23 protein-coding genes are annotated in these 26,461 nt (G+C 39.9%); 2 read left to right on the top strand and 21 right to left on the bottom strand.

Annotated elements, in window-relative coordinates; translation table 11 throughout:
• Positions 1-58 precede the first annotated feature (58 nt).
• Both AC58VC_RS34110 and AC58VC_RS34105 read right to left on the bottom strand, forming a co-directional pair.
• Positions 59-1,585, bottom strand: a complete 1,527-nt coding sequence (locus tag AC58VC_RS34110; protein WP_497375745.1) for a hypothetical protein — start codon at positions 1,583-1,585, stop codon at positions 59-61.
• Positions 1,586-1,926: 341 nt separating this feature from the next.
• The gene (locus AC58VC_RS34105) at positions 1,927-3,171 is read right to left on the bottom strand and encodes a hypothetical protein (RefSeq protein ID WP_497375743.1); all 1,245 of its coding nucleotides are present in this window, start codon (positions 3,169-3,171) and stop codon (positions 1,927-1,929) included.
• Between the two features lie 275 nt (positions 3,172-3,446).
• On the opposite strand from AC58VC_RS34105, the gene AC58VC_RS34100 reads away from it, so the two are divergent.
• Together AC58VC_RS34100 and AC58VC_RS34095 are read left to right on the top strand one after the other, a co-directional pair.
• Positions 3,447-4,433: a ParM/StbA family protein gene (locus AC58VC_RS34100; protein ID WP_497375739.1), complete on the top strand. Its 987-nt coding sequence runs from the start codon at positions 3,447-3,449 to the stop codon at positions 4,431-4,433.
• Positions 4,420-4,701 carry a hypothetical protein gene (locus tag AC58VC_RS34095; RefSeq protein WP_497375734.1) on the top strand — a complete coding sequence of 94 codons (282 nt, stop codon included), beginning with the start codon at positions 4,420-4,422 and terminating at the stop codon, positions 4,699-4,701. Before AC58VC_RS34100 ends, AC58VC_RS34095 begins: the two co-directional genes overlap by 14 nt.
• Positions 4,702-4,819: 118 nt before the next feature.
• Here the strand turns inward: AC58VC_RS34095 and AC58VC_RS34090 are convergent, their stop codons facing one another.
• The 19 genes from AC58VC_RS34090 to AC58VC_RS34000 all read right to left on the bottom strand — a co-directional run bounded on the left by AC58VC_RS34090 (position 4,820) and on the right by AC58VC_RS34000 (position 26,450).
• On the bottom strand, positions 4,820-5,059 hold the full coding sequence (locus AC58VC_RS34090; protein WP_497375732.1) for a hypothetical protein: 240 nt from the start codon (positions 5,057-5,059) through the stop codon (positions 4,820-4,822).
• Positions 5,060-5,087: 28 nt separating this feature from the next.
• Positions 5,088-7,142: a protease Lon-related BREX system protein BrxL gene (gene brxL / locus AC58VC_RS34085; protein WP_497375730.1), complete on the bottom strand. Its 2,055-nt coding sequence runs from the start codon at positions 7,140-7,142 to the stop codon at positions 5,088-5,090.
• Between the two features lie 17 nt (positions 7,143-7,159).
• A complete protein-coding gene (gene pglZ / locus AC58VC_RS34080; protein ID WP_497375729.1) occupies positions 7,160-9,718 on the bottom strand; it encodes a BREX-1 system phosphatase PglZ type A in 2,559 nt (852 codons plus the stop codon).
• A gap of 77 nt (positions 9,719-9,795) precedes the next feature.
• Positions 9,796-13,335, bottom strand: a complete 3,540-nt coding sequence (gene pglX, locus AC58VC_RS34075; RefSeq protein WP_497375727.1) for a BREX-1 system adenine-specific DNA-methyltransferase PglX — start codon at positions 13,333-13,335, stop codon at positions 9,796-9,798.
• Positions 13,336-13,410: 75 nt separating this feature from the next.
• Positions 13,411-16,980, bottom strand: coding sequence for a BREX system P-loop protein BrxC (gene brxC, locus AC58VC_RS34070; RefSeq protein WP_497375725.1), 3,570 nt, complete (start codon positions 16,978-16,980; stop codon positions 13,411-13,413).
• 18 nt (positions 16,981-16,998) lie between these two features.
• Positions 16,999-17,565 (bottom strand): DUF1788 domain-containing protein, encoded by a 567-nt coding sequence (locus AC58VC_RS34065; protein ID WP_497375723.1) that lies wholly within the window; start codon positions 17,563-17,565, stop codon positions 16,999-17,001.
• Positions 17,566-17,574: 9 nt separating this feature from the next.
• A complete protein-coding gene (locus tag AC58VC_RS34060) occupies positions 17,575-18,171 on the bottom strand; it encodes a DUF1819 family protein (protein ID WP_497375721.1) in 597 nt (198 codons plus the stop codon).
• Positions 18,149-18,466: a TIGR04540 family protein gene (locus tag AC58VC_RS34055; protein ID WP_497375719.1), complete on the bottom strand. Its 318-nt coding sequence runs from the start codon at positions 18,464-18,466 to the stop codon at positions 18,149-18,151. Before AC58VC_RS34055 ends, AC58VC_RS34060 begins: the two co-directional genes overlap by 23 nt.
• A 112-nt stretch (positions 18,467-18,578) precedes the next feature.
• Positions 18,579-18,836, bottom strand: coding sequence for a hypothetical protein (locus AC58VC_RS34050; protein WP_497375717.1), 258 nt, complete (start codon positions 18,834-18,836; stop codon positions 18,579-18,581).
• Between the two features lie 525 nt (positions 18,837-19,361).
• Positions 19,362-19,847, bottom strand: coding sequence for a helix-turn-helix domain-containing protein (locus tag AC58VC_RS34045; protein ID WP_497375715.1), 486 nt, complete (start codon positions 19,845-19,847; stop codon positions 19,362-19,364).
• Between the two features lie 156 nt (positions 19,848-20,003).
• The gene (locus tag AC58VC_RS34040) at positions 20,004-20,942 is read right to left on the bottom strand and encodes a PD-(D/E)XK nuclease family protein (protein WP_497375713.1); all 939 of its coding nucleotides are present in this window, start codon (positions 20,940-20,942) and stop codon (positions 20,004-20,006) included.
• Between the two features lie 893 nt (positions 20,943-21,835).
• Positions 21,836-22,534 (bottom strand): metallophosphoesterase, encoded by a 699-nt coding sequence (locus AC58VC_RS34035; RefSeq protein WP_497375711.1) that lies wholly within the window; start codon positions 22,532-22,534, stop codon positions 21,836-21,838.
• Between the two features lie 44 nt (positions 22,535-22,578).
• Positions 22,579-22,974, bottom strand: coding sequence for a hypothetical protein (locus AC58VC_RS34030; RefSeq protein ID WP_497375709.1), 396 nt, complete (start codon positions 22,972-22,974; stop codon positions 22,579-22,581).
• Positions 22,974-23,135: a hypothetical protein gene (locus AC58VC_RS34025; protein WP_497375708.1), complete on the bottom strand. Its 162-nt coding sequence runs from the start codon at positions 23,133-23,135 to the stop codon at positions 22,974-22,976. The genes AC58VC_RS34030 and AC58VC_RS34025 overlap by 1 nt, the downstream gene beginning before the upstream one ends.
• A 304-nt stretch (positions 23,136-23,439) precedes the next feature.
• Complete coding sequence (locus AC58VC_RS34020) at positions 23,440-23,715, bottom strand: hypothetical protein (RefSeq protein ID WP_497375707.1); 276 nt, start codon at positions 23,713-23,715, stop codon at positions 23,440-23,442.
• The gene (locus AC58VC_RS34015) at positions 23,708-24,463 is read right to left on the bottom strand and encodes a hypothetical protein (protein ID WP_497375706.1); all 756 of its coding nucleotides are present in this window, start codon (positions 24,461-24,463) and stop codon (positions 23,708-23,710) included. The genes AC58VC_RS34020 and AC58VC_RS34015 overlap by 8 nt, the downstream gene beginning before the upstream one ends.
• A gap of 266 nt (positions 24,464-24,729) precedes the next feature.
• Positions 24,730-24,861, bottom strand: coding sequence for a hypothetical protein (locus tag AC58VC_RS34010; RefSeq protein WP_497375705.1), 132 nt, complete (start codon positions 24,859-24,861; stop codon positions 24,730-24,732).
• Positions 24,862-24,874: 13 nt separating this feature from the next.
• The gene (locus AC58VC_RS34005) at positions 24,875-25,324 is read right to left on the bottom strand and encodes a helix-turn-helix domain-containing protein (RefSeq protein ID WP_497375704.1); all 450 of its coding nucleotides are present in this window, start codon (positions 25,322-25,324) and stop codon (positions 24,875-24,877) included.
• A gap of 919 nt (positions 25,325-26,243) precedes the next feature.
• Positions 26,244-26,450 carry a YgiT-type zinc finger protein gene (locus tag AC58VC_RS34000; RefSeq protein ID WP_497375774.1) on the bottom strand — a complete coding sequence of 69 codons (207 nt, stop codon included), beginning with the start codon at positions 26,448-26,450 and terminating at the stop codon, positions 26,244-26,246.
• Positions 26,451-26,461: the final 11 nt, after the last annotated feature.

The raw sequence follows: 26,461 nt of genomic DNA, 5'->3' as shown, positions 1-26,461 counted from the left end.
TTGTGTCGAACCAGGTTTGAGGTTGCATCAGTATATCTGATGCTTGATCTTTAAGGCATTACCTGCTACCATTTTTGGCTTGGTTTTCAACGATCTGCCATAGTATTTTCCATACAGATTTTTCGACTGTTTTTTCATGTTTACGTGCTTTCATTCTATCGGCTCTCAAAGCTTTTTCCAGGTTGTAAATCTGCTTTTCAATTTCTTTCATTTCTATTTTTGTCTCCTTTCTCATATTCCGATCAGCTTCACTGCTTGTCCAGTGACCATCGATCACTCTATTCTTCTTGTTCAATTCCATCCGTTTCATTTCAAACTCGATTTCATTTGAGGCAATCTTGGATTGCAATTTCTTATAGTCGTCTAATTCGGGGGTATCCTCCTCCGATAAAATCCATGATGCATCTCTATTTAAGATCATACTTTGTATAAATCGACTGTAATCTTTCGATTTGCGATCAAGATTGTGTACTTCCTTGAATAGTACATTTACTATTTCCCACGCCAGAAAGTCCCCATTGTTCGCCATCATCTCAAGCTCTAATCGGTGTCTAAATGCTCGTCTCAAAATAGAGACTTGCCCAAAAACCTGATTTACCTCTCGACATTGAAGAATGTCAAAAACAGTTCCAGTCTTCTCTGGATTCATCACAACAGATCCTTTAAAGTCCCCGTTCTTCTTAACCCTCAATCGAATTACATATTGGTCAGTTCCATTTTGAATAACAGCTAGACTAGTAATCGTATCATCGATCTTAAATGTCTTGTTCCGCACTATTTTCATATTGCCCGTTATTGATGTCTGGAGGATCTTGCCCATCCAATAGTCAAGTTTTTCTTCTAACAACAACTTCTCTATCTGGATGTCACAATCAATGATCTTCTGCTCTTCGTAATCGATTTTCAGGGATCCATACTTTGTAGTCTTATTGTTCAGGGCATCCATCATCGTATTGAATCTATTCATCGTTTTTTGTACATGATCGACTCGTTTTTGATGTTGATCAATGGGAGCTTCTCGATAGTAGATTGTTGTCTTTACAACTGCAAGTACATCATGAGTTGTAACGGCTATGAATTGGAGCACTTCCCCCAATGTTTCGCAGTATTGTGATTTCGATCTGAAAAGTTGTTCTAGTTCCTCAATTGGGAAGGTGAGTGCAGGCTTTTCTGTATATATACTCTGGGCTGAGTTTATAGAAAAGACAGGCGTAATCCTGCCATTTTCTTTTACTTCATTTAGAAGCCTCTGATACCTTTTCAGTCGATCCGCAACTTTACGATAATGTAAAAGTTTTAGAAAGTAGTTCTCTCCCGTTTCATCATACAGCTCTTCGACCAGTTTGTTTGATAGCCGATCAACCCTTTTGTTCTTGTAAATCTTACTGTTGATAAACTGTTTCTGAAATTCATCAGAGTCCATGCAGGCAGTAGGATAACCCCCTTTGGAAATGACGTATGCCTTTATCACTTCTAAATGTACATTTAATTCTTCCCGCAGTGTCATTATTTGTTGTTCAATATATGTTGTATTGATTTCAATTCCTGTTTTGTTTAACTTCTCAAGTAACTCAAACTGATTCATAATACCTTGCCCCCTCAATGTCCACTAATCCACAAATGTGATATACCTTTATTTTATCGTGGACACATTTGGATACAACCATTTAGGTGTTTGACACCGTTCGAGCAAGCCTTGTCGTTTCGCATAGATAAGACTATATAAATATGTGCAGAATAATCATAAGGATTGTGCTGATACAATCTATTGCCACATTTACTTTTCGTAGCGTTCTAGGAGAACGCTTTGTCAGACATACTTTTAAAAACCGTATCTCACTTTGTCGCCTGCGCTATAAAACAAACAAAACCTATCACACGACTTTAGTGCGTCACAGCCCTAAAATACATTAACGCTTTACTCTGCTAGAAAGGTATATCACTGTCATCAGGGTTCTCAATAATCCTTTTCGCTTTGGAATGATTGCTTTTCTTCTTCTTTCCATCACTTGTTAGGTATACTCGGTTTGCATGCTCTTCACCAAAATGCTTACGAACTCTGTCTTCCGTGATTTTTGCAATATCCTTCAGCTCGCAACTGATGATTATACGTACATATTGCTCTGCGTTCATTAACATCTGTTCATCATACTGCGGTATTTGGTAAAAGTTTATCCAGCGGCGAGATCTGCCACTTCCAATGCCTTTAGCTATTTCGATTTCATCCTGTGATAGCTTATTATGAGGTACTTTGAAGATAACTCCAATTAGCGTAAGCATATTGATAACCCTGGAAATGGTCGTCTGGTCAAACTTGCTGTTCAACATCTTTTCGATATGCGTAGTGGATAGAAACATGATCGGCTTGTCTTTATAAACAAACTTTATGTCGAGATGATCCAAAGCCCATTGGTTTAAAAATTGTAATAGCGGTAGATATTTCCTCAGATAGTCCGTCAATATCGGAAAGTGCTGTTGTAAATTTGCACCCGAACCTTCACATATCGTCAGATTTTTTTCAAGGCTGACACGATGCACATCCTTCCAGACTTCTTCAACTAGTGAGATGTTAAAAATCCTAGCAAGTTGCTTTCGTGCATGTTGAAATCCTTTTAGTGAACCCACATTTAAACCATCCGATAATTCCATAAGATCGTAAATGTTTAGACCCATTGTGCGACCATTTTTTCGCTTGGTATAGTACCGATAAACCCCTTTTTCATCTTTTGAAATCCAGGAAAAATTTCCTGTGATGATCCTACAATCAAAATACTCATTTTCTGCAATGTCACCAAACAATTCAGGAAATACTTCTGCAAATAAGTTGCTCTTCATGGCATACTCATCGAACTCGTAATACGATTTCATCTGACCTTCCGTACCTATGCTTGATTCTCGTGTTGTTAAACAGTCCATAGCTTGTCTCTCTAGCAAATGGGTATGTATTGCCCCCATGACTTCTTTATCTGGCTTCAGATATGATTGCCCTCGTTGCATTCTCCGATCGGCTTTAAGCTTTATTTTGAATACTGCCCTCGAATACTCAACTCCCATTAGTTCATTACTGAGTTTTCCTTTCTCTTTGTTCAAATATTTTATTCTTGCCCCTTGGAGCTTCCAAACTCCTTTTTTCGTTTCCTTTATTTCAAATAACTCATCAATTGTTTTCATGCACTTGCGCTCCTATGGTGTATTGTCTCATGTACCATAAGATTAACATGATTGTCTCTGAGGCAAAACGGAATTTATGTTCGACCACGTTCTAGTATTATCGTTTTACCGTCCCCTTCAACCTATCTTTTCCAACAATTATTTCCCTGCTCTTATATGCGACACTTCCACAGAACGTCCGACACCACCAAACAAAATAATCCGACATTGTACGATTAAATTATCTGCCTTTTGCATATAATCTACTAATCTATCAAATCAAAGGGGGAAACAATATGAATACTAATCATTACCTGATTGCAATCGACAGTGGCAAAAGCTACACGAAGGGAGTCATGCGAACCGATTCAATACAAAGAATAAAATTTCAAACGAAAGTCGAGGAAGTTACAGATCTCGGAGCTGATATTACTTCACCTGGTTCATTTAACGTCCAGTTCGAGGGGAAAAGTTATCTCGTTGGGAATATGCTTGATGAGTCAAAAATGGACTTTAATCTGAGCAAGAAGAATGATAGCCATCGAATCAGCATTTATATCGCCATCTCTCAATTGCTTCAGAAGTCAAAGCAAAACATCGTTCTAAGTAAAGTCTCTTTGGCGGTAAATATCCCGATTAGCCTATATAAAAATGAGAAACAGAAGAATGAATTCAGCGATTTTATTCGTAATAACGGAGAAACGATCAATATCATCGTCAACAATAAGCCCTATCTCTTCCGCATCGAAAGTATCCTTTTGCTTCCAGAGGGAATCGGTCCAATTTACAGTGACATCAACCTATATCGAAAGAAGCGTGTATTGATCTTTGACATCGGATCGCTAAATGTAAACATTCAGGAGTACAATCAATTAATTCCGTCATATGGAAGTATGTCCACAGCGGATTTAGGTGTAAATATTCTTCGTGGCAAACTGGCGGATACATTTTCTAGCCGCTTTGGTTTGTCAGTCTCCGATGCGGATATTGAGGCTATATATCATGATAAATATCTGATTATAAATGGAGAGAAAATGGAGGAAAGCACAGCCATTATTGAGCAACACATGCGGAACCATATAAGGGATCTCCTTAATTTTGCACGGAGCCGAAAGCTAAGCTTTGCTAATAGAGATGTAATCTTCGTAGGAGGCGGGGCTTTGCTATTGAAAGATTACATTGAAGAGCAGATTAGTGGGGCTATAATCTCCAATGACCCGCAAATGTCCAATGCAGTATCGTTCTTGACCATCTTGGAGGCAAAACAACATGGAGCGGCGTAACCGAATCTCCATTTCTTTCAAGCGAGAGTACCAGCATGTGTTCGAGTTTTTGCAAAGCGTTCCGAACAGAAGTGACTACATCTCGAAAGCTGTAGATCAGTACATGCAGAGCAATCACGCATCAGTAAAACGTGAAGAAATCAGAGAAATCGTCATGGAAATCCTGCAAAACCAGAGAGGTTTGTCCCCTGCCTTGAGTCAGTCGTCTCCTCTTGCCGATACCATGATTAGCGACGATGACATTACCCTAATAGCTGATCTCTTCTAATTGGGCAGATTAGACAACAAAACTCCGTACTTTTAACTCGTTTTGAGCGAAAAGTACGGAGTTATTCTGCTTATAGCCATTTTCCTTAACCGCATGTGCTGTGAAATCACTTCAATCCTTAATCCCATTCACGAATATGAAATTGTTCTTGTAGTGAAAATTCCGTAAGCTTTCTCACAATTTCTGTTTTATTATGTCGAGTCGTACCGCCAACTTCCTCTGCGACTCCATCACACATGAAAATCTCTTGAAGGCAATAAATCGTATCTTCTTTGTCCAGCCATAAATCATAACACTTTTGATTTTCAATCGAACCATAAGTAATCGTATAAGCCATACCATATTCCAGTTCAGACATGATATTGTGTATCTTTTCATTCATAAGATCAGCTCACTCCCAACGCCTTAAATACAGCGTCCGTAGCATCCGAGTAAAACACAGGTTGAACCTTTATCAGCAAATCGGCAGGAACCGTCTGAAAGTCCACAACAGAAGATGCAGGTATCAACACCTTCTTTGCTCCAGCATCAACGCATACTTGAAGCGTATTAGCAAACTCTTCAACCTTTGCAATCGTACCGCCAACAGTCATGTTGCCCAAAATAACCATACTCTCCTGAACTGGTCTTTCCAATGCCCCTGAACATAATCCAATCAGCTCAGCGATAGCCAGTTCGTCCGTCAAGCCAATTCCCTGCAAATCACTAATATGCATCAGATAATCCTTGGTCTTCGTACTAATTGAGCCGCTGATGCTCTTGCTATTGGAAGTGAAATAGCGGAATGCCGTATCTAAACTCTCTTTAGCTCCTCGATGAGTTCCAACGCCTGACTTCTCAAACTTCCCTGATCCCGATACAACCTGATTCTCCAGCTTATATACCCCAATCATGCCTGAATCACCATGACCTACGGTGTAAACATGACCAGGTTTGCCCATGCCTTCAGGTATCAGCTTACCGCCACCTTGTTCTGGAACGGATACATACTCTTCACTTAGCGTCTCCCTGTCGATGTAGGAGAAGTGGACATCGTAAAACTCCATGCCGCCGATCTTCTTGAGCTGTTCTTTGACCCGTCTTCTTCCTTCAAGAGCGTACTTCAAGATCTCCTCGATGTCTTCCCTCGAATACTCGCCATTCGGATAAAGTAGTTTCACCATGCCCGATACTGTTTTACGTACCGCTATCACATCACGCTGGTTCAGGTTGTTACCGAGCCTAAAATACCGATCAAGAGCATCCGCAAACGAACGCTTCCGCATTTCCCTAAAGTATTCCGCCATGTAGTCAACGATGAAGCCATACTTATCCGTAAAGAAATCAGGACGCATCTTCGGGACTTCCCAACCAGGCAAATAGTAATGCATCCGATCAAAAAAAGCCGAATCGTTTGCCATCGCTTCAGGAAAAGGTGCAAACAGATGAGATGTCTTAATGAGTGAATCAAGACTCTGGTTAATGTTACCAACAAAAACCATGGAAGCAGATGCCGCCTTCTCTTCTCTGCCCCGTGCAAAGGACCCAGATGCCATATAGTCCTTCATGATCTGTACGCCATCTTTGTCCTTGAACGTGATACCAGCTACCTCATCGAATGCCACTGTGTCCCATAGTCCAACAAGTCCAACTTTTTTCGATGACATGTTGTAAAATAAGTTAGCAACCGTAGATTGGCCGCCTGAAACAAGGATCGAGTTTGGCGAGATCTCTTTATAAACATGAGACTTTCCCGTTCCACGAGGACCCAATTCACACATGTTATAGTTGTTCTCAACAAGCGGAACAAGTCTAAGCAGAAGATGCCATTTTGCTCTATTCTCAAGCTGAGTCGGTTCCATGCCTGTCGAACGGATCAGTACATCGATCCATTCTTCTTTGGTAAAGCTTTTCCTACCTTCGATAACCTCGTTCAAATCCATATTAGGCATTTGAATAGGTTTCAAACTACTGATGCTAAATGGATTACTGTTCTTCACTTCTTCATCGAAGAAATATTCCATTTTGAGCATGCACCAGATCCCGCCAGCAAGGAGCTTGTCGAACTCTTTGACATAGCTCGGCGAGATAGGAACACCCTTTAGTCCCAGATTTGAAAATTCCGCTACATATGTATCAATCTTCTCATTTAGCGTAACCGTGATCTTATCGATTACCGAATACTGACCCAACTCCCGAATCCTCGATTTAACCTTCTCCGCTTCATCTGGACGAACAAAATTTTCTGAGAGGATCTTCTTAACCCTCTCAACTCCTTCCCGAATGTTATCCTCATCATTTGTCGCCGCATACATCCCAAGCAAGTATTCAAGCACATAGACAGGGACATTTGCCCCTTCTTTCATGAGCTTCGTCAGGTCTTTCCGAACAACTCTGCCCGAAAAAACATTATTCAGTTTCCGATCTAAATCCAACGATTGTTCCTCACCCATGTCTTCCATTAGTCAACCTCCCTCCCCTAAAAATCAAAATCACTTACGATCCCCAAATTTATATTAAATGGTGTTTTCTCGACAACGATATTCGTTTCAACATCTTTCGAAATGAGATAATAGTTACTATTCTTGTCATATGGAATCGATTTTAACGCAAACCGAAGCTTATATGTACGTTCATCGGGCTTTTCTGAGGTACGGTCACAGATCAGCATTTCCTCGTTACTAATCACCGCATCCTTCTCATCCACCATGTAGATCTTCACTGTCCGAGGAACTCGCTTATCCTCCACTTTCTCCGTCTGGAAGAAAGTAAGATTAAACAGGCTGTTTGTAATCTTTCTCGTCGTATTGGTAAGCTTCACGTCTACCTTCTCAATCTCACGACTGTTCTTCTGCCCACTACGAATATTTTTAAATTGAATGAGCGGTACAACGATCTCTTGTAGGCTGGCTCCACCATGCACGAAGTTGGCTCCAGCTCCTTGAATTTTGAAACGAATCGTTGCTTTCGGGACATATGTGGTGATTTTATGTTCATTGATAATTAGACTATCCATGTTGATGTCAAGAAGACCGCTTCGCTCCCCTTTTTCCTGCGAAAGAAGATGTCTTCGTTTGATTTCGAAAGCAGGAATACCTTCCTTCTCGATCTTATCGGTTTCCACTAATGCTTCACGTTGATAAACAAAGCCATGGTCAGCCGTGATAAAGATGTTCGTACCGCTCAGGTCATCTCTGATAATCTTAACGATAGCGTATAGTTCATCGATTGCACGCTCCGCCGCTGTAAACGTGTTGACCTCTGTAGCGGCTTTATCGCCTGTTGCATCAATGCTATCGTGATAGATATATACCAGTTTTTTTCCTTTAAACGCTTCTCTACGCCCTGCTTTATTCATATCCTTCAGATCATGGAAGTGAATAGCTGTGCTATCGGGTATTGCGGTTTGAAGAATGCTGATCCTGTTGTCGATGCCACTTGAAGATTTGCCATTTACCAGCACATTACCACTCAGATCGATCTCCAAGTTCTTATGTGGCAGAAGTGATGCCATGCCCATCTTCGTGACGGACGGAAGCACGCCTAACAATGGCTGAATGTCACAAGCTCCTGTTGTCTCTGAGTTAAGCTTATCTGTAAGCTCTACCGCTATCTCATAGCGAAGAGCGTCTGATATGATAACAAATACTCGATCACCATTGGAGATTTTCTGTGCAACAAAGCTTCGATAGAAATCCTTCTGGCTTTGAATTCCAGGAAGTATCCAGCTTGATTTCAATTCATCATGCACAGCGGCGGACCAATGCGAGCTTAATTCGCTCATATACCAGTTGGTATATAGGTTCTCGACCATCACTTTGAGCTTCTTCAAGATCTCGCTATTCGATTCATTGTCGTATGCGACATAGAACTTCCGATAGAACATGTCCATTTGGTGATAGTCATTTACATACGCTCGGTACATATCCACCGCTTGTGTTTTCGGAATACCCATGCTGTACTTTTTATGGAATTCAAACATCTTGACCGTGTTGTAAAGAGCCTCATAAATGGATTGATACCGCTCGTAATAATGCTTCGCCCTACGCAGATTAATCAGTTTCGTATATGTATCATAATCCTCTAAACGATCTTCTAAGCTGTTGGCGATATAAATGATGACGGCTTTATCAAAGTACGGAAACGTATCCGCCGCCTTAAACTCTTCAACAGGGAGCTGATTCACAATATCCGAAAGTTTGATTTCTCTCTCAGCCATTTCCGCATATTGACCATAGAAATGATAATCTGTTTTATGATGCATCCAATGGTCGATGAACACTAAGGCATTTGATTTGTTCCGAGTGGCTATGTAACTCTTGATCGACGTTAGATGTTCTTCTTTGACCGAATGACTCAGTGCAGTGACGGTCAAATGGATGAACAATGTTTTCAGTGACTTTTGAGTTGGCTCATAACCATAACGTTCGGCTACTGCATTCCAAAATACATCTAATCCGACATACTTCGTAATCGAATCCAGGTGCTTATTTTCACTGTCATCAAGTGAATCCATCAGCACAACCTTCAGCACATCCTCGAAGTCTGGAGTCTTGAGGTTACAAAGCGCACTCATCATCACCAATTCAATCGATTTTTCAGTAAACCCTGACACCTCAAACCCTTTAAACTTCTTGCTCCTATCCTTACTCCCAAAGAACTTCTCGTATTTTTTCACCGTACTTCGAAGAGAAGGATCAATATTCAGCTCATTCATGATGAGGGAGATCTTATCCGCATAGAAGGTCTTCGAATACAGAATCGTGTCCAACAGCCAATTGTCTTCCACGCTCATATCTAGGTTGGAATAGATCAAATAATTCGACGTGGGATCCTCTTCTTCGAGCAACACCTTCGTATAAAAGCTGTTACCTTCGTTCAGAGTATGAACCCTGACCCCCTCAATACTAATCTCATGTATGTATTCAGAAAACTCCTGGTCTTTATCAAACCAAAAGATGATTTTCCGTTGTTCACCCTCTCCAAGCGGCTGAAGAAAAGCTTCTTGGAGTGCCTTTGTTACCTCATCCATATTCATTATTTATCAACACCTTTACTGTCAGGTTGAAACAGGGATACACCAACAATTACTGGTATATCCCCATTGTACCTAAATTATTTGATTGGAGCGAGTAAGCCTTCGAACTTGGCATAGTTCACAGCAACACCATCATCTAGATCAATCTCGATCTGCATATCAGCCATGTGATGTAGCTTTTCGTCGTAAGCACGAAGCTCTTCAATCTTCAGATCAAGTGACTTTAGCTCTTTTTTCGCATTGGCAATTTCTTTCGTTGTTCCATCACCATTAATAACATCAAGCAAAGTTTTCTTCTCCGCATCCATCCGAATTTGAAGCTCATGCAGATAATCCGTTCGAATCCTCGATAATGTGGATTTGTCGTAACGATGCATGTAAATTAAGCAGTTAAATGCTTTTTGTTTTCCAGATGTGAAGAGCCAATATATCGGTTTCTTCTTATACGTTTGCAAATGATCTTTGAAGAAATCGTTTTGGAAATATCTTCTGATCGTTTCTTTGGCAGTTTCACCGTTTTTCTTGCCAAGTGAAATAGCGATGTACTCAAGATTCTCAATTAATGTTTCTACCCCATAAATCACTTTGATAAACTCTATTATTTTGGATACTACATCGTCTTCGAAATAAGCACCTTCAAGAATTGGAACAATGTTATCTTTATCAACACTTATACTCTGATATTCTTCAACATTAAACCTTCCACCTGCGTAGATAATACCGTCTTTATCTAATGAGTATCTTCCAAACACACACCCGACTATATAAGAGATCAAAGATTTAATATCTATATCTTTATCCGCTTTTCTGAGGGTTACACCTGACTCGTCCAAATCGGGTGTTAGCTCATTCTCAACCCCATACATTTCGATAAATATTGCGTTCAATTTCTCTTCATTACGTTTCATCTCGCAAACCCACTGAGAGTTATTCTTACTCCATTCGTTATATGCATCTTTAATATAGACTGCCTCAGATCCATAACCTAGAAATGGATGTTTACTAAAATTCCACGATGTCTCAAATGAATCCCACTCATTCTTGCTTATTTCAATATTAGCATCTACCAACTGGACTATATCTTCACCATAAACTTTTATTGCATCATTCAAAAATGGAATTCGATAAATATCGCCATTTGTGAAACTCATCGTTGGATTCAATATTTTCAGGACTTCAAATGTCAACTTTGAGCAAAATAATCCGATAATAATTTTATTTAACTTAGGGTCCTTTGTAAAAGCTGATCTTCCAGTATCATCAAAAATGAATCCAGCCTCTTTGTACCTCACTGCAAAATTACCTGAACTAATTTTCGTCCATGTCAGTCCTTCTTTAAAGAAAAACTGAATATTTTGAGGACGTGACCTAAGTTTACCATTCTCTGTTTTGAAATTTCTTATCTCCGCTCCATTATTCTCCCAATTTACAATTACCTCATTGTTACCGTACCATTTTCTATAAGTTCCACCGCTGTTACAAGGAAACCACTTGTGCAATCCGTTCTCGGTATCCCTAACATCTTGATAGTTAAATCCTATTTTTGTAAATTCAACTTCGAACCATTCTTTTTGAAAATAAGTATTATCGCCTGTTGATAATCCAGCCTTTGGTTCTGCAATTTCTCCAATAGGAACACTTTCAATAAAGGACTTTAACAGGTCATTGCTAATCCAATACGCAATTGGTCTTTCCAAAATGCGAGTGAAATTGTTTATATCTCCATTGTAGCGGTCTTTTGCATTAACATCTTTAACAGCCTCGATTGTTTTTAACTCTTTTTCCTTTGCATCTCTGTAATCAACTAATCGTATATAGTCCCCCTTGAAACCCTCGATTGAATAATTCCTAAGTACAAAAGCTGTAGATTGAACAACCTCACCGCCAATCTCCTCAAACGCTCCTGCACCAAGATGAAGCATAGAATAAATAGTTTTTGTCCTGATCAGTTTCTCTCTTAATCCCTCAAAGCTTGAAGTAAACATCCATGAATGCTGATTAATCATTGTCAAGAATCCGTTTGCTTTCAAATAATGTTCTACTTCCATAAATGCAGTGCATGTATCAGTTTTTGAATCAGCAAAATTTACATTTAACAACTCAACCAATTTTTCATTCATTCTTCGAGAACCAATATAGGGTGGGTTAGTTATTACAATATCGTAGTGCTGACTCATAATTTCTGCTTGCAAGATCAAACATTTGAAATAAGTGACTATTCTCTCTCGTGATTCTATTTGATCTAAATACTCAGCAGGACGACTAACAATTTCCTCAAGTCTATCTTCGAAGAATTGACTATCAAACTGATCAACTTTTAATAATGAGCCATAAATCTTTGCATCACGGAATTGATCAATAAATTTTTTTGTCTTTTCAAAACTATCTCCTGTATTTCCATTTGCAAAATATGTTATATCATTACTGTCAAAACTATTAGTTTCTTGAATTGATGCCAAGTTCATGTTTATACCATCTTTTTCAATCACCCTAAGAAATCTACTATTATACTTCAGTGCCTTCATGACAACAGAGAAGCAAGCAAGTTGATAAGCTCGATCATCTATATCAAGTCCATATAGATTGTTTTCAATTATTAGCTTAGGTATTTCTCTCTCCATATATCCACATTTAATGTATATTTCATAAAAGACCTCAAAAAGATACACCAAAATATGTCCACTACCCATTGCTGGATCAAGACATTTAATATCTTCTACTCTTAATTGTCTATTAATGTACGGAGCAATTACTTCATCCAATTTTTCGTCATTACTTTGAATGTAAAACTCCCAATTGGATGTTAGTTCATTATTATCTGAATGGGATTCAATCCAATATCTCCCGAGTGAATTTTGAACCATATATTTAACAATCCAATCAGGGGTAAATAACTGAGTTACATAAGGTATTTCATCTTTTTTGTGTCTACCCGTTCCTTTATATACCCTACTCTTCTCATCAGAAATATAGAATTGATATAGCCAACCAATAATCTCAACATGATTCCACTGAGATTCTTCAATTTTCTCTATATCTGTCATTTCACGAAGAAACGAATCTTTCGATAATAATCCATCAGGAAACAGAATCTCTTTATAGTCATCAATCGTTTCAAACATAAAAGGAAGAACTTTATTCAAACTCTTACATTGCTTGATGATCAAATACTTAAATAGTTCTTCTGTTTTATTGTTTACCTTCAGTTCGTATACCAATTCCTTATCAACATCTAAATCAACCGTCAATGCCTCTTTTATAATGTCAGGCTCAGAGCTTACTGAATTACTAGAAGATAACACTCTTACTTTCGTAGGAAGATAGTTGTTTACCTCCATAAAACGAAGTGCCGTGAAGCGATTAAACCAAGTATAAGCAGTCTCCTCCACTACCTGCGCATATCCAATTTCTCTGATCCGTGAAATCAACTTCTCTCGTTGCTTCTTCTCCGTCGCCGAGAGCTGTTTACCATCAATATAGATGGCATCCGAACTCTCAAACTGAGCTTTCTTTATGCTCTCTTCGGTTATCCCTATCTTAAAAGCCTTCGCCTTTACTTTCTCAATCAGCTCTTTACGAGCATTCGTCGCAAAGTTTTTCAGTGCTGTCTTATTCATCCGTACTGTTCACCATCCTATATAGGAATGTATATAATCGTTAAGTGCCGTGGCCATAGACCACGGCACGCTTTATTAATCTATAAACTCGATCTGCTTATTGCTCTTGATAATCTGTTTCAGCTTTGCCGACAATGTATTCAACAGCATATCGACATCCGCTTCTGTTTTTAGTGTCTTGGTGGAAAGTAAGGTGTTCACTTTAACACGTTCACGCTGAGGTACTGCCTTTGTTGCTACTTGAGGTTTATCCCCTCCGCCACTGCCTGTCCCTGGCACTTCCACTTGTTGCTTCTCATCAAATTCCCGAATTTCACGATTAATAACGAGTTCTTCTTTGTCTTTGAAAGCCGAGCTTTGTGTTATGGATGCATCCACCTTGAATATATCGACAAGTGTGTTCATAGTATTGAACAAGTTATCATAATGAACTTGGATTCGTTTCTTTGTCTCTTCAGACACGCCATCTTCATTCGCACGCAATGTCAAATGATTAATATCCAATTGAATAACGCTTTTCGCCGCTACTTTCTTCTCATCAAGAACACTCTGGATTTGCTCGTCGATCTTATTGACAAGCTCAGGGATGTCCTTGATTTTCTTATACGGCTGAACGTCCGTTAAGATCTCTTGTAGTTTATCAGCGTAGCCCTTAATTTCGTTCCCCGATAAATAAACATGGTTCTCTTTAAACTTCTCGATTGCACGAAGTCCTTTATCAAAGATGTCCTTTTGCGAAGCGAAGAAGCTCTTCACATATGTTATATCCTCTTCCCAATATATCAGGTCATCTTCCATGTCACGAAGCTTGGTAAAGAATGATACGTTGTCCAAGCCCTTCGTGAACTCTCCGAAGTATTCCAGTCCCCGATCTAAGAGACTGCCTCCAGGATATTTCCTACCTTCATATCGGCTTTTATATCCATTAATTTCTTTTACCTGACTTTCAATCAAACCTCGAATGTCCCTAATCAGCCCATCCTCATCATCTGCCACATCTGTCTTATTGAATACCTGCTTACAGATGTTTTTCGCAACTTTCAGCAACGCCTCATCAACGATTACACGTTTCACAACAATGACCTTATCGATCTCACTCGCTTTGGTCAGGGCATTAACAGTATTGCCGTCTTCTGGTTCCAGATACTCGGAGTTAAGTCTCAGGCGAATCCGTTGTTCTCTCATTAATTCCGCTATTAAGCCAGCGATGTCGAGATCCTTCCATCCATAAGGCTTATCCTTGAAACGATCTAACAACGCTTTGACCCGTATTTGCTTCTGAATGCTGTCCTGAAGACTAATAAAGTCCATGACTTCTTTTACTGCCAATTCGTTTGCATTCATCGCTGTTCCATCAATAGTTAGTTGCTCGGTATTTCTTCTTAAAATGGCTCTCAAATCATTTTCCGAATCCAGGAATGTCTTCACATAACTAAGCTTCGTATATACATTCTCGACCAACGTAAGGAATGCCGCATTAATTCTTTCCTTAACCGTCGAACCCTTGATCTCCGCTTTATTTCCATTGATGTAGAATGTACCACCCTTAATCGCTTCTTCCATCATATCTCGCACTCTACGTCGGCGATCTCTTGCCTCAGCTTGCTTATTGTTCAAGATGTTCTGAATGCTTTCAGGGAGCTGTGTCGGATTTTTCTTCTTCCGATACTCATCAATCTTCAAGATCTCTTCCATTTCCTCAACGTATGCCTCATTCGCACCAAGTTTCAGAATCATCTCACCTGTGCCAGAAGACATTAGCATCAGCTCTTGTTCGGATTTAGCATAATGATCCGACAGCGGCGAGAGGATATTGATGCCGATGCTTGATGTTTGATTACCGATATTCTTCTCGTCCATCTTCTGATTGTACGGGAATTGATACTGCGCCGAATAACGGTATCTCTTGTCATCAAAAAGGTCTTGGTAGATATAATTAGAAAGCTCACGCTTGAGTATATCCTCTTCAATTTTCATCGCCTTGATCTCACGGTTAATATCCTGCTCGTCATCCGTCAAGAACAGGTAGAACTCACCGTTTTTCTGTATGAGCGTTTCCGAAATCAGCTTACGAAGTGAGACCTTTATCTTCTCTTTCAGTGCAAGCTTATCTTCATCGATTTTTGTAACCATAAGTGTAGCAATATTGTCGAGATTCGCAGGAACCTCTTTCACATATTTAATCATAAATAACACTTTCAGCAGATCCATATTAAATTCATCATCACGTAATGCATGATTTTGATACGCACCATCAATAACCCTTGCAATCGAAGGAGTGAGGAATTCTTTAATCGTGTCGTAGAAGGCGTAGAACGGAATTAGTGCGCCTTCCTCTGCATCCTTAAACCGCAAGCCAGCTTCTTTGAATGCCGAAAGCATAGAACGTTCGCCCTCGGACAAGTGTTTACCTGAACTACCATGCTTACGTACTTGCTCGAAAACATTCTGAAGCAATTTGAATTGATAAGGAAGGAACGGATAGACATCCACAAACTCCAAATCGTTTTCAAATCCACGCAAGTCTGCCGTGCTGTCCTTGAAACTCATCAAGTTCTTGAGTGTTGCACTCTTCTCATGATGAAGAAGCTTCAATTTATCAGCGGCATACTCCTTCTTGTCGAGGATACGCTTCTTGATGACCTCATCAACCGATATGGAGGATAAGGAAAGTCTCGTGTCGAATCGTCCCTGGATACGGGAGAAATCGTCGCCTTTCACTTTTACGATGCTATCGATGCTTTCCTGTGAAGTAACCATGATCCACACTTTCCCTGAGCAATGCGTTCCGAGATCTTCCGCCAGCGTTTGCAGGTTAAGCATCAGGTTTCTGCTGTCACCTATGTATTGTCCAATTTCATCGACTAGGAATATAAGATGGAAGTTATCCCCCTTCTGAGCGATGTACTCCTTGACATCTTTAGAGAATTTTTCGATACTAATCTCGAAGTTATTAACACCATTCTCGAACCAGTTTCTCGCCGATTCTTCGGACATTGAAGTAACCTTCGTTAAAGCTCCAATGACATAATCCGCATCAAAATAGAAAGAGTTTCTACGGTCTACCCATTCTTCGCCTGCAACCGCCTTAAACTCCCGTTTAAAGTCTTCATATACGCCTTCCTTTGTAAGATGTTTCTCCATCTCAGCAACGCCAGAAATGTCGCCGTAGAAGCCCTGGTGCTCATAAAAAACCTTAGTGAAGACACGAAGGATCGCATCTTCCTTAGATTTGTTGTCCAGAGAGCTTTTCGAATCGATGTTAAACAGAATCACTTCGGTTTCAACGTTGGATGTTCTTTTCATATTGGCGAGAACTATTGGATCTTGTATTTTGCCAGCGAAGAAATCAACGGCTCGTTTATCCTTAGCCTTCTTGTTTTCCAGCAAGTAAGCAAGAATCTTCAAAAAGTGTGATTTACCCGATCCAAAGAAGCCCGAAATCCAAACGCCCATTTTATCGGTCTTCCCATCAATACCCTGCTGGTAGTTCTCGTAAAATTTGGATAAGTGCTTATTCAATTCTCTTGTCACGACATATTCATCAAGTTCCTGATAAATGTTATCCTCATCGGTCTGAGCGACCTTAATTACACCTTTAATGCTACGTTCAATGTCCTTCACGAACATGTCTTTGATTAGCACAGATCTTCCCCCTCTGGTTTAATCCACTAAACGGAATGCTCTATAATAGTTATCGTCCTTGAACCGATCAAACAGACGTAACGATAGTCCATCATACTTCCCTGGAAAGAACATAATGACAGGTGTCTTATCCAATACTTCCTGAAGATTGTTAAGGATGTTGTGAGAACGTACAAACGGATATACTTTGCCTACACCTGTAATAAATACGACATTATGATCTCCCAATTTCTCCTTGATCTTCTGAAGGAAAATTTCAGGCTTTGCAAAGTTAGCCATTGCTTTAAACAAGGCATCCTTTCCCTGCTTCTCCTCCATCTGAGCTATTCGATCAAAGATGCGTTTCTCTTTAGCAATTTCAATTAGCATTTTGTACAAATCGAATTCAATGAGCCTACGACCTGAACCCTCATGACTGAATTCCTTAAAGATATGTGGGATATAATCCCGAACCACCAGTTCCTTCTCTGGCTCATAATCGAATACATAAAAGCTGATCTCGTTACCGAGTCCTCTTCCATCAATGAACTTATCTTCCTTGATCTTCGGTATGATCTTATCGAGCCTACTATTCAAATTCGCCATACGTTACCCTCACTCGCCCATCGCTTTAACGTATGCGATGTCCCCAATTTGAATCAAATGCTGTTTCAACTGCTCGTCCATCAGTATCCTGGTTAGTTCACCCGTCTTCTTATCTTTCAGGAGTCCTGAATCGTGTAATACCTTTACATACACTTGCTTTAATCGACTCATCGTCTGTTCCGTCCAGCTCGCTACAAGTGCACTCTGCTCCGATTTTGAAGCAACATACAGGTTAAGGTCTTTCTTTTCCAGTAGATAATTGTCGGATTCAAACTTATCTTGGATAACTTCTTTCATAAATTCAAAAAAGAGCTTGTCCGTTTTCATAATCGCATACAGATTAATAATCTTACCTGATTCCAGCGATTGCTCCAACACCATCTGACAAAGTGTGTCGTCGAGAACACTTGCTCTTCTAAGTACCGATGGCAAGCTTCGCTTAATGCTCGACTTGACCTGATATTGAAACAAATTCTCAGAGGATACCTTTTCTTTGATTTCTGCTTCTTTTACCCCTTGAACCCTAAGCCCTACTACCTGCTTCAACTCATAAAATAGGAACGATGCCCCAGTTATGGTTACACTATATTCTAATTCGATAGTCATGTTTCAACTCCCTGCTTTCAACTTCAATGGGATTAATTCCCTTAATCATCCCTTGCATACATAACACTTTTTCGATAACTTCGAGTCGTCGCTTTCCGCACTGTTGCTGAAGAATTTTCGTAAACGCATTGTCTTTTAAGATTTTCTTTGGATTGTTAGTGTAAATACCTGCCACTTTGCCGATCAGATCCTCTTCTGTAATCAGATCTGCCCAATAGCCATCAACAACTCCATTTACTACTGTTGCCAATTCCCGTTGTGTTTTGTAGAACAACTTGATCTCCAAAACTGTCACCTCGCATGCCACCTAAGTAATACTTTAATGTTATTTCATTCTTACTTTTTAAGCAATATGATATACCTGACAAAAAAGAAAAACCGCCATTGTAAGCGGAATCCCTTGTTCATTATTGACGTAACATCAAAGCTTCACCGAGGTGTTCTTGTCTGTTGACATAAGCACGCTCATTTTCAACTTCTTGTAACAACAAGCTTTCAACCGCAGGATCAAAGTTCAGCGATGTTATTACCTCCCTGAATTGTGAATCGTCGAGATTCCAGAGATCCAATTTTCCACTTGAATATCCCCTCTCCTCCTGTCCCCTAGTTTCTGGTATGACATTTTCCCATCCTTCATAAATATATGGACCAAAGTAATGCACCATTCTGGAAAGAATATCCGCAATTCTATTTACTCAGCCTCCATACATCCAGCTTATAAATTTTATTTAGAGCATCCGCCTTTGCCAATGCATCTGGATGAAACTCAAGACAATAGAAATTGATGTACTTTCGATGATTGCGATTCATGAACGATTGAATCGACTTCAAGTGTTTCTCATCGAACGAACTGGCTACCCATATGACATTCCCCTCGGAAACACTCTGTAAAATACTCAGTATGTTGTGATTGAGATGTTTCGGATCAGAACGTTTCACCTGACATTCTACAAAAAGATCCAATCGTCGATCGGGGCAAACACCATACATGTCGATCTTTAATCGCCCATGACTCTTCTCTAAATTTGTTCAATGTCAAAGCCAACCACTTGCTCTAAGACCTCTTTGTGTTTCATCAAGAACAACGATAATAGAAATTCCTTCTCAGATCCCGAATACTCATGTTCTTCAGCTCCTTAATAATAGGGAAAGAGGGGAAAGTATCTTTACCCCTCTCTCTTAACCTTGCTTTAAATGGCTTTTTTCAATTGATCGATAAGTTCCGACAATTCACATAGCTCACGAACCTTTGTGTTAACCTTCCAATCTGCATCAACGATATATTCGGTAATTCTGACAAGCAACCCCTTGGCTTCTCCATCCAACTTCAAGCTATTCACGAGAAAATCATTCTTGATTAGCACGTCCGATAACGTCTCTTCGCCCTCTTCGTCAGTAGATCGATTTATAACTGTCGCCACCAACACGCTATTTGGTATATGCAACGCCTCCGCTAATTGTAATAATTTGGTAATACTTGGAGATTTTCGACTCCCACTTTCTAATCGATGGATGTAGGCGGATGATACTCCAGACAATTCCTCCAATTCCTTCAAAGATAAATCCCTCACACGTTTCCTGTAGTGCTTGAGCATGATTCCCAAATTAGGTCCAACCTTGAAACCCTCACTATCCTCAGCATGTAGACCTGTTTGATCCATCATTTTGTCATCCATTTTGTACGACTCCTTCGCATAATTCCTCTATTGAGAATCCTGTATTTTTTACCTTATATCATAGTCTGAAGCGATATTTTTATAACGCATGTCCCACTTAATCTCCTCACCTCGTTCTCCCCCTTGCTCTATCCATGCCTTTTCCATCTCTTTCTCCTACGCAATACGGCATATTTGCCGAAAGTTGCAGATCTCACAAACCCTCGCATTCTCTGTCCTTTGGAATGCATTCTGCTCTTTTGGCTTGTTATTTTCAACATCATCAAGCAATGTATACATCGATTCAACGCTTGTCCGAAATAGGTGGTAAACGTTATCCAGATCAATTTCTTTAGGTGTAAATGTCTTACACGTGCCATCACTCAAGAACTCTAGCCGAAGTTCAATGTCTCCTAGCGAGTCCAGCTCGTAAGCTTGTTGAATGAACCATGCATACAAGCACATCTGATAATACTGATAATAATCGTTCGCTGTCGATGAGCTGGTTTTGAAATCAACAATCGTAAACTTGCCTCTCTCCAGATCACGATAGCAAAGATCAATGACGATCCAAACATTAATACCGTCAACCTCCATCATTCGAAAACGTTCAGCAGTGATTACGTCCACTGTCCGCCGCTCGCTCAGGTCCAGATAAGTTTGAGAGGCAATGATATGCTTCACAGTCGGCTCAATTCTGCTTCTATACTCACTGATCTTATCCAGCGGCAGATCACCATTGTAATAAAATTCTTGAAGCATGGTGTATTGGTTTGGTGCTTCCATCCAGGCATCCAATTTGTATTTTGAATCCTGATATGCCTTATTTAGATTTCCTCTTATACGCTCGCCCATTTCATTCGCATCTACTATAAAATTCGATGAATTCTCCTCAATAGCTCTGTTTATTACTTCGTGAACTGAACTGCCAAAAACCATCGGAAGGGATTGGAGTCGTTTCAAACGATAGCTATTTTGAGCAATGCTTGACGACCTTTTATTCCACCCATTTTGCGAGATATAATAGCTGTACGCATATTTTAATTGGCATTCAAAGAAGCACTTATGGCGACTTAAAGACCATGAAAAAGGAATGTTGCCATTAGAAATACTCATCTTTCTCTTCTCCCTCCACAGCTTTACAACTATGACCTTTCCGTAATCCCCTTCCCTCCCTCACTTGTTTACTCTTCAATCTCTTCTTGATTCCAATGATCGTGATCAACAATATGTTCGGTCCTTCTGTTTAACAACCACTTCATACCCATCCTTCAGTCGCCATCTAATCTTACCCGTGAAAAAAGGCATCTTCTTTAACTGCCTTTTCACATTTTTAAGCGAAATCTCTTGTTCACGTCATCTCAGTAATGAATGCTTTGTGAATCTGATTTCCAATGCCCTCACCTACTTCGAAAGAGTTTAGGTTGTAACTGTATTGAAAAAGCAAAGGGCATCTCCTCCAGCGATTTACGTGGATTCGATGCCCAAACGGTTTAGATTTTGTTATTTGGATAATACTCTTCCTTCGCATAGGACTCACCCCTAACAAGAACAAATGTTTGTATTCGTGTGAATTATAGCATGCCACACCGAGTATTTGTTCGATTGACCAAAGAATATTTTCCAGCATTATTGCCCGAAGGGAAAGGGTAGAACAGGGGAGTTCAGGAAAGTTCAGGAGAGTTCAAGAGAGATGGGAGGGGTGGGGGAATTATTCAGATTTTATCCACAATACAGCTTGTAAAAATCTGCATGTTACCGAAAGAAATAAGAGCATGTTCATACAACTTTCGTAACAGTTGCATAACAGTTATGAACATCTTTCATAACTGTCGACTGCCCAAGAGCCTTATACCCTGAAAACCTCATACATCCCTCATACATGCTCATACATCGTGCATACAATATCGGTAAGTCTTCATAACGTTAATGCATCGAAACACGGGTAATGGTAAATGGGCTGAAGGTTATAGCGGCGGAGACTCCCTCTTTCTGTTCTTCCTGCTCTTCTATATTCGGACAATCTTTCGCTCCTCAATTTTCTTTTGAGCTTGTTTATAAACAAAATAGGTCATCTCAGTCAAGTTCACCAACCCAAGACCTCTCTCTTCCTCAATAGAATAGGTGTTCGATCCAAGGTCGCCATTTAAACGAGCATTATCGAAATAAATGTATTCGACAGGCGTATGACCGTGAACAATGGGCTTGTTATGCGTCAAGGTTAAAAGTGCATCACCTGGAATGGTATAAAAATCCGACTCTGACATCCACAGTATCTCTCGACTTTGCTTATCCAGCGGCTCATAGGGGTTAAGCCCTGCATGAGTATAGATAAATTCGTCGTCTTCGAAAAGAAGGGGTAAGGAAGTTGCCCAATCTATATGTGACAGCCGCTCAGCATCGCCTTTGAAAACCTTTTGAAAACTATGAAGTGTTTCATTCCCCCCATGATGCATCCACGTTTTATCGCCATTGCGGAAATAATCTTTCATCATCTCCTCATGATTGCCGATAACCGCATGAACGTTTGGGTATGTATCCACTAAACCCTTGATATATTTAAGGACCTCTCCACTGTTCTTCCCCCGATTTATCATGTCCCCTCCAAACACGAGGGTGTCCGTCGAAAAATCTAGTCCAGCATGCTTCAGTAACAACTGCATTCCTTTAAAATCCCCGTGTATATCAGTCATAAAATACTTCATCATCTCAACCCTTCCATGTTACTGCCAACTATCATTTTCGGCTTTAATCACAGCAAGTCCTGCGCTTTCAAATAATCCACTCCATGTACTCCGTACCGATCCATGAAGTCCTGCGTCACGTGAACATGCATAAGGGATCCCATATAATCCATTGCTAGCTTTTCAGTTATATAATCGAATTCAATTTTGTAAATGATGAAGTAAACCTCATCGTCTGTTACCTGTTGCCTATTGATCCTACTTATTAAACCCACTTCGTCCACAAATTCAAACCCACGCTTTTCAATAATGTAGAAAGGGAAGTAAAATTCTATACTGTAAAACCGCTGGAATTGCCTTGAATTCGCAGGAATCTCGTCCATGTACTCTCTTGCATCTATTTCATTTTTGAAGATGCCCGAAATCCATTTTCCGTTTTTTTCCGTAGCCTCAATAATAAACATTAAGAATCCTCCTCCTGATGGTCCGCTTTGATACTTCTGCCCATTAGTTTCAAGTATCGAAGTGCCTCTTTAGACATTGCCAATTCTCTTGCGCCCATCACAGGAATTTTCGTCTCAAATTTACAAGGCTTGAGCTGTGCTCCCTTCTTCACTTTGACCACAAACTATCCCCCCTCTCTGGGCAGTTTACCGATGCGAGTCTCTTCTCGAAAGGTATTCGACCCTGTTCGAGCAAGCCTTGTCGTTTTCGCATAGATAAGACTTTATATTTGCAGAAAAATCATTAGGATTGTGATGATCCAATCCATTGTCACATTTACTTTTCGTAGCGTTCTAGGAGAACGCTTTGTCAGACATACTTTTGAAAACCATATCTCACTTTTTCGCCTGCGCTATAAAACAAACAAAACCTATCACATTACTTTATCACGTTACAGCGTTAAATTGCACTGACACTTTACTCTGCTAGAATGGTATATCACTGTCATCAGGGTTCTCGATAATCTTTTTCGCTTTGGGATGATTGCTTCTCTTCTTTCCATCACTAGTTAGGATATACTCGGTTTGCATGCTCTTCTCCAAAATACTTACGCACTCTGTTTTCCGTGATTGTTGCAATAACGTGCGTACATATTGCTCTACGTTCATAAACATTCCTTCATCATACTGCGGTACTTGGTAAAAGTTTATCCAGCGGCGAGATCCCTCCCTTTTCGTCGTTATTATATTCGTGCTACTCATGGCGATCCAAAAACGGTTCCAGCTCCTCTTCGGTAAGCTCAGAGGGCTCTTTTCCAACCTGTTTGCAATGATTATATAATGCACGAACCTTTATTTTCGAAGATGAAGGTATCGCAAAAACCCCATCAGTGAAATCATCTTCAAATGCAAGGATAATGCGATCCTCCTCTCTTTCGAGATCTCGCCAATCGAAAATGCCTACAGCTTCGGGGTGAGCGTCTATTTCCAAGTCGGAAAGATGCCCGAAAAGGTTTGCATAAGTATCACCGAACTGTTCTTCATACATCTTTATTCTACCCTCAACGATACACAATCTGGAATCAAGCGTCTGCTCCTTTGCTTCACTCTCTTGTCGATGCCATTCCTTTTCAAATGCAAATGCGTAACCACGATTCCGCATTCTTTCTTTTATCAAATCGTCTCTGTCTTGAAGCAATCGTTCCAGCTCTTCTGGCGAAAAGTCGGTATTTTTAGCAACCTCGTCAATTTTCATTCCGCTGTCGAGCATTCTTTTAGCAACCATTAATACGCCAATCTCTTCTCCTATTTCTTCTGCACTTGAGATTCTGTTTCGCTCATCAGTAATAGCTTTTGCTTCATCATCACTTATTGTATTTGGAACCGCCATCAAAGCATCTACTATGCCACGAATATAGTAGTTCTGCTCGCTGGCAGTGGCATTTGGAATGTAAATATCCATGTTCTCACGAAACAGTTTAATGAGTGTTTCTTTTTCTTCAATTCTCATTTTTTCTCGCTCCCCCTGCTATTTCAATCGCCCCTAATTCTTTTCGTACATCCCCTGGACTTCACGGACCGTGATTAAACCAGGAGTCACAGAAGCCCACAGTGTCAGCTCGTTGATTTGGTCTTGATTGTCACAGCTAATGACAATGAATCTCCCCTCCTCGATCTATTTATTGACTGATACCACGCTTACTCCAAAGATTACGCATAGTTCCTCTTTTGGATATGAACGCATTCTAAAACCTTCTTCCTCGTATTACCCTTATTTTACTTCCGACGATTGTCCAAAAACATGTAGATAAGAAGTACGAACCCTACACCAAGCCAGAAGAAGCTCCAGTTGTCATTTGAACTGCCATATGATCCTGGAATTAGCTCCAAAACAGTAGCAGACTTCACCTCTCCCTCCTCCTCATACCTGTTTCAATTGAGAGAATATTCGTAGTTTCTGCTTTTCAAATTCTCTCCAATCGTAGATGTCAACTGCTTCATCCAATACATCAATTTGGCTATCACTAAAATGACTAAATAGATATTCGAAAGTACCCTGGTACTTCTCTTCAAATGAGGCGATTTGTTTATTTATAAACACTAACTTCACCTCTAAAATTTGATCTTGAAGTTGCTTATTCGGATGTATCCATTGCGCTTCAAATGCAAAAATCGTATCTTTCCATGCCTTAATAGTTGATTGGTGTATTTTCACAATTCCATTCTCATTAACTGCTTTAAGACCACGCTCGATAAATTTCTGAACGAGTTGTTCGCTTACACCTAATTCTTCCGCCGCTTCATTTATTGACAAAAATTGCCCATAACCAAGCAGAACTTCCACAGCACTCAGACTCCTCTTATTTTTCATTTGTTAAGCCTCCCCTTATCTACTTTTATAACCATTCCCACCCGTTGCTGTAGCTCTACTTCACCTTCTCGTTATCAGAACCGCTGACTATAGACCACAGCATTAAATTGATGACTAAATGCGATATAAAAAAACCTGGCGACCGAATGGCCGACAGGTAGTTTCAAAAAATATTCTGTTTGATTCGTTTCGAGTTATACACATTCGAATCCCCTCAATTTGCTTTGGATTTTGATTTCTTTTTAGTGTACCCCACATTCTTTCTCATTTTTCACGCCCCAAGTAAATGAAATTGGTAAGAAACTTTTCTTAGGTACATGAAAATCGTAAAAAGTTTTCTTTTAGTAAAGAACTCATTGAAATTGCGAGCGTTGTGTAACAGTAACAAGTTTTATTGCTTTTACATAACTCACGCACTTTCATATGTAAAAACTCTGATTTACTAACTATCTAATTCGATTCACACGACATCGGGGCGATATACTTTTTACATAACTCACGCACAATCATTTACTTTTTTGAGCTTTTACACAACTCACGCACTTTCACATGTAAAAGCTCTGATTTGGACTATCTATTTAACAACAATTCACACGAATATGTAGGGGAGAAGCACTTAACTCGCTTCTCCCATCTCGATCTTCACAAACTTATTCAACTAAGAAAAAAGCTCCCCCGACCAAGGATAAGAGTGTCTACCTTTTCTGAAATGCTACTCTGATTTTCCGTAGAGCCGAACCGAACAGCGGTATACTTTCGAAGCTATTGATGATGGAAGAATCTCCATTGGTAGCATCAGTAGCTCTACCATTTAACTTCGCCAACAACCTCTGATTTTCCTTCGAGATTGGAAAGCTCATATCGGGTATCTTCATGTCTTTTCTGTTGGGGTTCTTAATCACACGCTTTCTCTTTAGCGTCATCTTTCATATCCCCCAAAATCGATTTCAATCATATTTCTTTCGTAAGCATACCTCAATACATCATCGATGGAAGTTCTTGCGTCATACGACTCGTTATTGCATTGCGAACAGAAGTAATGGGGAATGTTGTAAATCACGATTTTGCGGGTAAAAATGAAGAACTGATTGGATCCCACTCTGGACTCTTTTGTATTGCCACACATACAAGTAAGTT

It is taken from the genome of Paenibacillus sp. J22R67, assembly GCF_059692175.1.
This window is presented reverse-complemented; position numbering and strand designations above follow the sequence as displayed.

Coding starts and splice junctions, on each gene's coding strand:
- AC58VC_RS34040 (WP_497375713.1), bottom strand. CDS start 20,942: ATGAGTATTTCTAATGGCAACATTCCTTTTTCATGGTCTTTAAGTCGC.
- AC58VC_RS34045 (WP_497375715.1), bottom strand. CDS start 19,847: ATGGATGACAAAATGATGGATCAAACAGGTCTACATGCTGAGGATAGT.
- AC58VC_RS34030 (WP_497375709.1), bottom strand. CDS start 22,974: ATGTTTATTATTGAGGCTACGGAAAAAAACGGAAAATGGATTTCGGGC.
- AC58VC_RS34050 (WP_497375717.1), bottom strand. CDS start 18,836: ATGGTGCATTACTTTGGTCCATATATTTATGAAGGATGGGAAAATGTC.
- AC58VC_RS34065 (WP_497375723.1), bottom strand. CDS start 17,565: ATGGCGAATTTGAATAGTAGGCTCGATAAGATCATACCGAAGATCAAG.
- AC58VC_RS34035 (WP_497375711.1), bottom strand. CDS start 22,534: ATGATGAAGTATTTTATGACTGATATACACGGGGATTTTAAAGGAATG.
- AC58VC_RS34105 (WP_497375743.1), bottom strand. CDS start 3,171: ATGAAAACAATTGATGAGTTATTTGAAATAAAGGAAACGAAAAAAGGA.
- AC58VC_RS34005 (WP_497375704.1), bottom strand. CDS start 25,324: ATGAAAAATAAGAGGAGTCTGAGTGCTGTGGAAGTTCTGCTTGGTTAT.
- AC58VC_RS34095 (WP_497375734.1), top strand. CDS start 4,420: ATGGAGCGGCGTAACCGAATCTCCATTTCTTTCAAGCGAGAGTACCAG.
- AC58VC_RS34020 (WP_497375707.1), bottom strand. CDS start 23,715: ATGAGTAGCACGAATATAATAACGACGAAAAGGGAGGGATCTCGCCGC.
- AC58VC_RS34000 (WP_497375774.1), bottom strand. CDS start 26,450: ATGTGTGGCAATACAAAAGAGTCCAGAGTGGGATCCAATCAGTTCTTC.
- AC58VC_RS34110 (WP_497375745.1), bottom strand. CDS start 1,585: ATGAATCAGTTTGAGTTACTTGAGAAGTTAAACAAAACAGGAATTGAA.
- pglX (WP_497375727.1), bottom strand. CDS start 13,335: ATGAATAAGACAGCACTGAAAAACTTTGCGACGAATGCTCGTAAAGAG.
- AC58VC_RS34060 (WP_497375721.1), bottom strand. CDS start 18,171: ATGACTATCGAATTAGAATATAGTGTAACCATAACTGGGGCATCGTTC.
- AC58VC_RS34090 (WP_497375732.1), bottom strand. CDS start 5,059: ATGTCTGAACTGGAATATGGTATGGCTTATACGATTACTTATGGTTCG.
- AC58VC_RS34015 (WP_497375706.1), bottom strand. CDS start 24,463: ATGAGAATTGAAGAAAAAGAAACACTCATTAAACTGTTTCGTGAGAAC.
- brxL (WP_497375730.1), bottom strand. CDS start 7,142: ATGGAAGACATGGGTGAGGAACAATCGTTGGATTTAGATCGGAAACTG.
- pglZ (WP_497375729.1), bottom strand. CDS start 9,718: ATGAATATGGATGAGGTAACAAAGGCACTCCAAGAAGCTTTTCTTCAG.
- AC58VC_RS34100 (WP_497375739.1), top strand. CDS start 3,447: ATGAATACTAATCATTACCTGATTGCAATCGACAGTGGCAAAAGCTAC.